General features: G+C 65.4%; 10 protein-coding genes. 4 read left to right on the top strand and 6 right to left on the bottom strand.

Annotated elements, in window-relative coordinates:
• The 3 genes from WA702_RS13775 to cobT form a co-directional block, all read right to left on the bottom strand.
• On the bottom strand, positions 1-260 hold a 260-nt coding region (locus WA702_RS13775), incomplete at its 3' end, for an adenosylcobinamide-GDP ribazoletransferase (protein WP_425111080.1).
• Positions 257-853: a histidine phosphatase family protein gene (locus WA702_RS13780; RefSeq protein WP_425111082.1), complete on the bottom strand. Its 597-nt coding sequence runs from the start codon at positions 851-853 to the stop codon at positions 257-259. The genes WA702_RS13780 and WA702_RS13775, both read right to left, overlap by 4 nt.
• Complete coding sequence (gene cobT, locus WA702_RS13785; protein WP_425111083.1) at positions 853-1,908, bottom strand: nicotinate-nucleotide--dimethylbenzimidazole phosphoribosyltransferase; 1,056 nt, start codon at positions 1,906-1,908, stop codon at positions 853-855. Before cobT ends, WA702_RS13780 begins: the two co-directional genes overlap by 1 nt.
• A gap of 209 nt (positions 1,909-2,117) precedes the next feature.
• Here cobT and WA702_RS13790 point away from each other — a divergent pair, with 209 nt between their 5' ends.
• Positions 2,118-4,475, top strand: coding sequence for an Orn/Lys/Arg decarboxylase N-terminal domain-containing protein (locus WA702_RS13790; RefSeq protein WP_425111084.1), 2,358 nt, complete (start codon positions 2,118-2,120; stop codon positions 4,473-4,475).
• A 34-nt stretch (positions 4,476-4,509) separates the two neighbouring features.
• The gene (locus tag WA702_RS13795; RefSeq protein WP_425111085.1) at positions 4,510-5,067 is read left to right on the top strand and encodes an N-acetyltransferase family protein; all 558 of its coding nucleotides are present in this window, start codon (positions 4,510-4,512) and stop codon (positions 5,065-5,067) included.
• Positions 5,068-5,083: 16 nt separating this feature from the next.
• Here the strand turns inward: WA702_RS13795 and WA702_RS13800 are convergent, their stop codons facing one another.
• From WA702_RS13800 to WA702_RS13810, 3 genes are all read right to left on the bottom strand, one after another.
• Positions 5,084-5,296: a hypothetical protein gene (locus WA702_RS13800; protein WP_425111086.1), complete on the bottom strand. Its 213-nt coding sequence runs from the start codon at positions 5,294-5,296 to the stop codon at positions 5,084-5,086.
• Between the two features lie 404 nt (positions 5,297-5,700).
• Positions 5,701-6,753: a hydroxyacid dehydrogenase gene (locus tag WA702_RS13805; protein ID WP_425111087.1), complete on the bottom strand. Its 1,053-nt coding sequence runs from the start codon at positions 6,751-6,753 to the stop codon at positions 5,701-5,703.
• A 54-nt stretch (positions 6,754-6,807) separates the two neighbouring features.
• Entirely contained in the window at positions 6,808-7,725 is a 918-nt protein-coding gene (locus WA702_RS13810) for a Bug family tripartite tricarboxylate transporter substrate binding protein (RefSeq protein WP_425111090.1), read from the bottom strand.
• Positions 7,726-7,960: 235 nt separating this feature from the next.
• Between WA702_RS13810 and WA702_RS13815 the strand changes: the two genes are divergently transcribed.
• The gene (locus WA702_RS13815) at positions 7,961-8,527 is read left to right on the top strand and encodes a thiamine pyrophosphate-binding protein (protein WP_425111088.1); all 567 of its coding nucleotides are present in this window, start codon (positions 7,961-7,963) and stop codon (positions 8,525-8,527) included.
• Positions 8,528-8,535: 8 nt separating this feature from the next.
• Positions 8,536-9,141, top strand: a complete 606-nt coding sequence (locus tag WA702_RS13820; RefSeq protein ID WP_425111089.1) for a thiamine pyrophosphate-dependent enzyme — start codon at positions 8,536-8,538, stop codon at positions 9,139-9,141.
• Positions 9,142-9,163 lie beyond the last annotated feature (22 nt).

Genomic DNA, 9,163 nt, shown 5'->3' on the forward strand with positions numbered 1-9,163 from the left:
TCCGCGACGTCGCCGAGCCCGTCGAGATGCAACGCACCGGTAACGACGATCCAGCTTACGAGGACCGCAAGCGCGGCCACCCACGAACCGCTGCCTTGGAAGACACGCATCACCAGTGCCAGCAATACACCGATGACGAGACCGACGGCCGGAAACCAGATCGCCGACCGTGCGAGATCATCGGCCTGCATGTCGGTCACGTCAGGCGTCGGCAGCCGCGTGAGGAATTGCAGCGCGATCCAGAACCCGCGCACACTCATGGCTGGATGATCTCGACGATTTCGCCCCAGCGCGTGCCGTCGGCGCTGCGCCCTGCCTCCAGCCTGATCCGCGTGGCGGGATCGATGCGCAGACTCCACAGCGATTGCAGCGGCCAGCCGAGCAGCTGCGCCAGGGCGGCACGGATCGCGCCGCCATGCGTCACCACCAGGACCGGCGTAGCCTTGGGACTTGTCAACAGCCGGTCGAGGGCGTGAGAGACCCGATGCTGCAGCCCGATCCATTTCTCGCCGCCCGGCGCAGCGAAGGCGTTGGGATCGGCATAGAATGCGTTGAGCAGATCGGCATTTTCGGGCTCGGCCGCGATCTCGCTGCGCATGCGCCCATCCCACGCGCCGAAATCGAGTTCAGCCCAATCATCATCGACGCGGAGCGCAATTCCGGCGCGGCGCGCATAGTCTTCCGCCCCAAGCCGCGCCCGCGCCAATGGCGAGGTGACGACCAGCCGCCAGTCGTCGGCTTTCGTCTGCCCGGCAAATTGCCGCCAGCCGGTTTCGTTCATGGGCAGATCGGTGCGGCCATCGAGATGGCCGTCGCGACCGGTGGTGGCATGGCGCAACAGATCGATCCGCATCAGGCGTCACGGTTGGAAACGGCGGCCTCGGCAAAGGTCGCCATGCCGTTGTGAAGCGCGCAAGCCAATCGCAGGATCGGCAGTGCCGTCGCGGCACCCGAAGCTTCACCGAGCCGTAAATCCAGATCGATCAGCGGACGCGCACCGAGCGCATCGAGCAGCAGGCCGTGGCCGCGTTCGGCCGAACGGTGGGAGAATATCAACCAGGGGCGGCAGGATGGATTGAGCCTGATCGCGGCCAGCGCTGCGACCGAGACGATGAAGCCGTCGATCAGGATCGGCAATCTTGCCTGCGCGGCCGCGATAATGGCGCCCGTCATGGCGATGATCTCCAGGCCGCCGACGGCCGGAAGCACCGTTTCGACCGGGGCGCTGCCGGTGAGACCATGCAGGGCCAGCGCATCAGCGATCACGCGCGCCTTGCGTGCCCGCCCCTCGCCATCCAGCCCGGTGCCGCTGCCGACAATCTCCGACGGCGGACAAGACAGCAATGCCGCGGCAATCGCGGCCGCCGAGGTGGTATTGCCGATGCCCATCTCGCCGAGAATGACAAGCTGCGGCCGGTGCTCTGCCTGGCGCGCGATGGCGCGCCGGCCGGTTTCGAGCGCGAACACAACCTCGGCCGCGGTAAGCGCCGTTTCCCGGCTGAAATCGCGCGTGCCATTGCGGGGCTTGTCGGCGATGACGCCGGGAATGGTCTCGGCCGCCAAGGTCCCGGCATCGACAACCTCGAGCGGCAGTCCGAGCGTGCGTGCCAGCACCGAGATCGCGGCTCCGCCGGAGGCGAAATTGCGCAGCATCTGCACCGTGACCTCCGGCGGATAGGCCGAGACGCCCTGGGCTGCGACGCCATGATCGCCGGCGAACAGCACGACCGGGACGCGGTCGGCGCCGGGCGTCTCCGTTGCCTGCAGCGCCGCCAGCTCGACCGCAACCGTCTCCAGCCGGCCGAGCGCGCCCAAGGGCTTTGTGAGCTGCTCCTGACGCGCCAGCGCGGCGTCCCGGTGAGTCGGGGATGGTCTTGCGCAGTCCAGGCTGATCCAATCAGGGTACACGCGGCGGTATCCTAGGCTTGGTGAAACGGGTCACAGCGCACGATTGCCATCTGGCATGCGGCCTGACAAGCGCCAATGGAACTGCACCCGGCCTGTCCTCTTTCCATCTTCAGCGATCCGGGGGGTCTGGCCGACAGTCCAGCCCGTCATCGAATTGTCATCGAATGTGCCGACAGCTTTCGTCCCACCTCACGCGCTGAAAGACCCGCATGGACTACTTCCGACGCTTCACGTTCCTGTTCGCCGCGCCCGTGTTCGAGGCCGACGACCTATCCGGCGTTCGCTTCAACCAGATCATCGAGGAGATCCAGCGCTCCGGCTTCGAAGTGGTGCGGGCTCGCAAGCTGGAAGACGCCGAAATCGCGGTGCAGACCGATGCCGCGATCGGCTGCATGGTGGTCGACTGGGGCAAGAAGGGCCTGGAGGGCAAGACCATGGCCCTCATCAATTTGATGCGGCGACGTGGCCTCGACTTCCCGATCATCCTCTTGATCCGCCGCAAACGCTTCGAGGATCTGCCGGTCGAGGTGCTCGACTTCATCGACGGCTATGTCTTCCTCTCCGAGGAGACGCCGCCCTTCATCGCCAGAAACCTGATCAGCCGGCTCAAGCAATATGCCGAGACCCTGAAGACGCCGTTCTTCGGCACGCTCGTCGACTACGCCGAGGAAGGTAACCAGCTCTGGACCTGCCCCGGCCATAATGGCGGCGTGTTCTACAACCGCAGCCCAATCGGGCGGGTGTTCGTCGAGCATCTCGGCGAGGCCGTATTCCGCGACGACCTCGACAATTCCGTGCTCGACCTCGGCGACCTCCTGACCCATGAAGGGCCGGCGCTGAAGGCGCAGAAGGAGGCCGCGCAGATCTTCGGCGCCGAGAAGACCTACTTCGTGCTGAACGGCACCTCGACCTCGAACAAGGTCGTGCTCGGCGCGCTGGTGACCGACGGCGACGTCGTGCTGTTCGACCGCAACAACCACAAGGCCGCCCATCACGGCGCACTGCTGCTGTCCGGCGGCATCCCCGTGTACATCCCGACCGTGCGCAATGCCTGGGGCCTGATCGGGCCGATGCGCTGGGACCTGCTCGACGAGGAGCAGTTGCGCCAGCAGATCCGCAACAACCCATTAGTCAAAGACCCCGAGACCTGGCGCAAGGAACGGCCGTTCCGGGTCGCCGTCGTCGAGCAATGCACCTATGACGGCTCGATCCACAGCGCCGAGATGATCATCCGGCGGATCGGCCACCTCTGCGATTACATCATGTTCGACGAGGCCTGGGCCGGCTTCATGAAGTTTCACCCGCTCTATGCCGGCCGCTTTGCCATGGGCCTCTCCAACCTTGGGCCGGACGCGCCCGGCATCATCGCCACCCAGTCGACCCACAAGCAGCTCGCGAGCTTCTCCCAGGCCTCGCAGATCCACATCAAGGACCGCCACATCAAGGGCCAGCGCCGCCGGATCGAGCACCGCCGCTTCAACGAAAGTTTCATGCAGCACGCCTCGACCTCGCCGTTCTATCCGCTGTTCGCCTCGCTCGACGTCGGCGCGCAGATGATGAAGGGCCGGTCCGGCGAGGTGCTATGGGACGACACGATCCGGCTCGGCATCGAATTGCGCAAGAAAATCCGCGCGATGCGCCGCGAATTTGAGGAGAAGGAAAAGGATCCGGCGCGGCGCTGGTTCTTCGAGCCGTTCGTCCCGGACCGGGTTGCGATCGCCGATGCCGGCAGCGAGGACGGTGTCCATGACGTGGCCTGGGACATGATATCGACCGACCAGCTGGCGACCCAGTCCGCCTATTGGCAGCTCGCGCCGGAGGCCACCTGGCATGGCTTCCCGAATCTCGCCCCCGGCTTCGCCATGACCGATCCGAACAAGCTGACCTTGCTGACACCCGGCTTCGACCACGCCACCGGCGGCTATGCCGAGCACGGCATCCCGGCTCCCGTCGTCGCGCAATATTTGCGCGAGAACCGCATCGTGCCGGAAAAGAACGACCTCAACTCGCTGCTGTTTTTGCTGACGCCCGGCGTCGAAGCCAGCAAGGCCGGCACCCTGATCAGCGGTCTTGTCGCCTTCAAGAAGCTGCATGACGAGAATGCGCTGCTCGAGGATGCGATGCCCGAGTTCACCCGCCGGCGGTCGGCGCGCTATGCCGGCAAGCGGCTGCGCGACCTCTGTAGCGCCATGCATCGCTTCTATCGCGACGCCGATGTCAGCGCGCTGCAGGCCAAGCAATTCATGCCCGAGCACATGCCTGAGATCGCGATGTCGCCGCGTGAGGCAGCGCGTTATCTGACCCGCAACGAGGTTGATTACCTGCCGATCGACCAGATCGAAGGCCGGATCGCGACCACCCTCTTCGTGGTCTATCCGCCTGGTATCGCCGCCATCGTGCCCGGCGAACGGCTGACGGACCGCGCCAAGCCGATGATCGATTATCTGAAGATGTTCGAGCAGGCCTTCAACGCGTTTCCCGGTTTCGATGTCGAGATCCAGGGCATCTACAAAGAGGTTGACGAGCAGGGCCGGATCAGGCTGCACACCTATGTCGTCGCGGCCTGAGGTCCGCGGCATAGGGCGAGGAACGAACCAGGCGATGTCAGGGGGAGTCGAGCCGCTCGTGATCGTTCGCCCGACCCGTGACGAGGATGTCGAGCCGATGCTCGAGATCTACCGCCGGCACATCCGCCGCGGCGTCGAGGACAACGCGCCGCAATCCGGCGTGCCGGAGCCGGACGACCTGAAACAGCGGCGCAAGAATTTGCGCAACCATCGCCTGCCGCATCTGGTCGCGACCTGGCGCGGCGAGGTGATCGGCTATGCCTATGTGGTGCTGTTCCGCAAGCGCCCGGCCTATCGCTTCACCGCCAAGCACTCGATCTACATCCACCATGACCATGTCGGCCGGGGCGTCGGGCGGCTGCTGCTCCAGGCCCTGATCGACGCCTGTGCTGCCGCCGGTTTCCGGCAGATGATCGGCTATATCGATGCTGACAACGCGGCCTCATTGACCCTGCATGAACGGTTCGGCTTCAGCCGCGTCGGATTGCTACCCGCGGTCGCTTACCGCCATGGGCGCTGGTCGGATACCGTCTTGGTGCAACGTGCGCTCGGACCGGGCGCAACCGAGCCGCCACTGCCGCTCGGCCGCTGAACAGCGGCTGGCAAGATCAAACCGGAAGATCGGCCGTGTTGATCCGGATCCGATCCGCGTGGAGCGACCAATCGCGGAGCGACTGCTTCTCGCAGAATTTCTGCTTGGCAAGCTCCACCGCATGATCCTCGGTGGGCGCGTCGATCTCGAGCGTGCTCTGGCAGATCTCGCGCTGCCGGCCATATTCGCCGAGCACGTCCTTCATGAAGTGGACGACATAGCGTGACATGGAACCTCCCTGCCGTAGGTGCTTCGAAGATCCATGTTATCCAAATGTGCCGGAAGCATGTTGCCCTATGTCATTCCGGCGCGCAAAATCTGAGATATTAACGGAACTTAGCGGTATCAGGCACCGGCGCAGGGTAGGCTCGCCGCCGCGATCGCCACGAATTGCGAGAACGCGCGGCCGAAGCGGACGCCGGTGGACTGCAGCATTGAATTGATCCGACGCATTGAAGCATTCCTTTCGCGCCACGCGAGCGGTAGCTCGCAAACCTGTGGCGCAGAAGGAAAAATGGCCCTACCCCGAGAAGCTGTCGAGGCACCTGCGAAAATAGCAATGTCGGCTTCGCCGATGGCCGGCCGGGCAGCAGATTTATTGCAGCATGGCGGCCAGCCCCGAAGGAGTTGTTCTCAGCCTTTCGGCGACTCACCGAAGGCCCGGCGGTAGCGCTCGCTGTAATGCGGCCAGGCTTCCGGATTGATCAGCCGCGGCGGCCGCCCGCCATCAAGCGCTCCGAGCAGCTGCTCGGCCGCGATGCGGCCCATGTTCTGCCGCGCCTCGCGGGTGACGCCGGCCGTGTGCGGGCTCGCCAGCACGTTGTCGAATTGCAGCAGCGGATGCTCCGGCGGCGGCGGTTCCTTGGACCAGACGTCGAGCCCCGCGCCGGCGATCCGCTTGTCACGCAAGGCGCCCAGCAGCGCCTCCTCGTCATGGATGAAGCCGCGCGCGGTGGTGACGAAGAACGCATGCGGCTGCATCAAGGCGAACTGTTGCGCGCCGATCATGCCGCGGCTCTCCTTGGTCAGCGGGCAGTTGATCGAGACGAAGTCGGACCGGCGCAAGAGCTCGTCGAGCGCGACCTTCTGCCCGCCCCGCGCCGCCATCTCCTCGGCCGACAGATACGGGTCGTAGGCCAGCACGGTCATGCCGAGCAGCCCCTTGCACAGCTCGGCGATGCGCCGGCCAACATTGCCGAGCCCGACGATGCCGATGGTGCGGCCCTGCACGTCGTTGCCGATCAGATCGTTGCGGTTGACGTCGCGGTCGCGGCGCAGCCGGCGGTCGGACTCGATGATGCGCTTCGACAAGGTCAGCATCATGCCGAGCGCATGCTCGGCGACTGAATGCGCGTTGCCGCCGGTCTGGTTGACGACGAGCACGCCGGCCGCGGTGCAGGCCTCGACGTCGACCGGATCGTAGCCGGCGCCGTTGCTGGAGACGATCAGCAGGTTGGGTGCCCGCCGCAGCAGATCCGCGTCGACATGGAAGTGCGGCGCGAGCTCGTCGCGCGCAGCCCCAACCTGATAGGCATGTGCGGCCGCCAGGATCGGCGCCGCCAGCTCGTCGGGGCTTTCGTTCTCGAGCCGGTCGAGCCGCACATCGGGCCGGGCGTTGAGGGTTTCGCTGAAGATCGGATGCGCCAGATATTTGACGTAGAAGACGCGCTTGGTGTTGACGGTCATTGATGGGCTTTCAGTTCGGAAATTGAAACAAGCTGCGTGGAGCGTGCCGCCGCCTCATTCGGGTTTGATGCCGGCGGCTCGGATGATCGGGCCCCATTTGTCGTAGTCGGCATGGATCTTGGCATCGAAGACCTGCGGCGTGCTGCCGATCGGCGTAGCCCCAAGCTTGGCCAAGCGCTGCTTCACCGCGTCGGTGTTGAGCGCGGCGACGAAATCATGCGCGAGCTTCTCGACCAGCTCGGGCGGCATGCCGCGCGGACCCAACAGCCCCCACCACACCTCGGTGTCGTAACCCGGCACGGTCTCCGCGATGCTGGGCACATCGGGCAGGAACGCGGCACGCTTCGCCGTGGTGACGGCGAGCGCCCGCACCGTGCCGGCCTCGAGCTGGCCGACCGCCTCGGGTCCGTTGTTGAACGACATCGGGATCTGCCCGCCCAGGAGATCGTTGATCGCCGGCGCGCCGCCCTTGTAGGGGATCGCCGCGATGTCGATCCCAGCCATGCTCTTGAGCAAGGTGCCGGCCAGATGCTGCGAGGTGCCGGTGCCTGCATGTCCGAATGACAGGCTGCCGGGCTTGGCCTTGGCCGCTGCGATCACGTCCGCCAAGGTCTTGTAGGGCGAGTCGGCACGCACCAGCAGGATGTTGGGTGACGATGCCAACAGCGAGATCGCGGTGAAGTCCTTGAAGGTGTCGTAAGGCAGCTTCGGATACAGGAATGGGTTGGTCGGGTGGCCGCTCGCGACCACCATCAAGGTGTATCCATCTGGCGGCGATGCGACTAGCGCTTGCGAGGCGATCACGCCACCCGCGCCGGGACGGTTTTCGACGACCACCGATTGCCCCCATTGCTTCGAGACGGCATCGCCGAGCGTCCGTGCGAGAATGTCAACCGCGCCGCCCGCGGCGTACGGCACCAGGATGTGCACCGGCTTGGTCGGAAATCCCGATTGCGCCGACGCGCCCGACATCACCAACGCGGCCGCGACGGCGGCGAGAAACCACCTGCTCAAGCTATCCTCCCGGAATCTTCTTTTCGTTTTCGACGCAACTTTTGCACGATGACGGCGCCGATCGCAGCATGAGCCTGTGCAGGGCCGTCATCGCCGGGGGCATGTTGACAATCCGGCCTGCCGCGTCAAGTTCGAGGCGAACCGATCGGCCGGGGCGTATGACCTGCGGCATCCGACAATGTGGGAGACCGGGATGGCCGCAAGCGACGGACAGGTGTCCGCCAAGCCGCCAGTTACACCTCGAGAGGACAGCTGGCATGAGATCGTGCTGCGCACGCTCAAGCGCAACGAGGTCGGGCTCATTCCTTACGTGCCCGATCGCGTGCTGACGCCGCTGATCAAGAGCCTGCATGCCGATGCCTTTTTCACCACCTTCGCCACCGCCCGCGAGGAAGAGGCTGTCGGCATCCTATCGGGCGCCTGGATGGGCGGCCGCCGCGGCGCGATGCTGATGCAGACCTCCGGCTTTGCGACGCTTGCCAATGTGCTGGCCTCGCTGGTGGTGCCCTGCCAGATCCCGCTGATCATGTTCGTCTCCGAGCGCGGCACGCTCGGCGAGTTCAACTACGGTCAATCGCTGGTGTGCCGAACCATGCGCCCCGTGCTGGATTCGCTGGCGATGGAGCATCACACCCTGACGCGGCTCGACGAATTGGAGTTCACGGTCGATCGGTCGATCAAGCAAGCCATCGCAACGCAAGCGCCGGTGGCGCTGATCCTCAACCCGCTGCTCACCGGCGGCAAGGTCTTCGAGAAGTGAGCGCGCCGATGAACCCGCAATCTCCCGCACGCAACACCAAGGTGATGAACCGCTTCGACCTCACCTCGCGCCTGGTCGCGAAGCTGAAGCACGAAGAGGCCGTGATCGGCGGCATCGGCAACACCAATTTCGACTTATGGGCCACCGGGCACCGGCCGCAGAATTTCTACATGCTCGGCAGCATGGGGCTATCCTTCCCGATCGCGCTCGGTGTCGCGCTGGCGCAGCCGAAGCGGCGCGTCATCGCGCTCGAAGGCGACGGCTCGCTGTTGATGCAGCTCGGCTGCCTCACCACGATCGCGACGCTGGCACCTGACAACCTGACCCTGGTGCTGATGGACAACGGCATCTACCAGATCACCGGCAGCCAGCCGACGCCGGCCCAGCGTGCCGATCTGGTCGCCGTCGCCGTCGGTTGCGGCCTGTCGAACAGCGCCTGGGCGGCCGACGAGGACGATTTCGAGCGGCTGATGGATCAGGCGCTGGCGGCCGACGGCCCTGCCTTGATTGCGGCGCGGATCGACGACAAGCCGGGCACCGGAGCCACCAAGCGCGATCCCGTGCAGATCAGGGAACGCTTCATGCTGGGGCTTGGCGTGCGGGAACCGCTGTAAGGCCGCGGTACGCGGTTCCCGG

This window comes from Bradyrhizobium sp. (assembly GCF_049798375.1).
Lineage (GTDB): Bacteria > Pseudomonadota > Alphaproteobacteria > Rhizobiales > Xanthobacteraceae > Bradyrhizobium.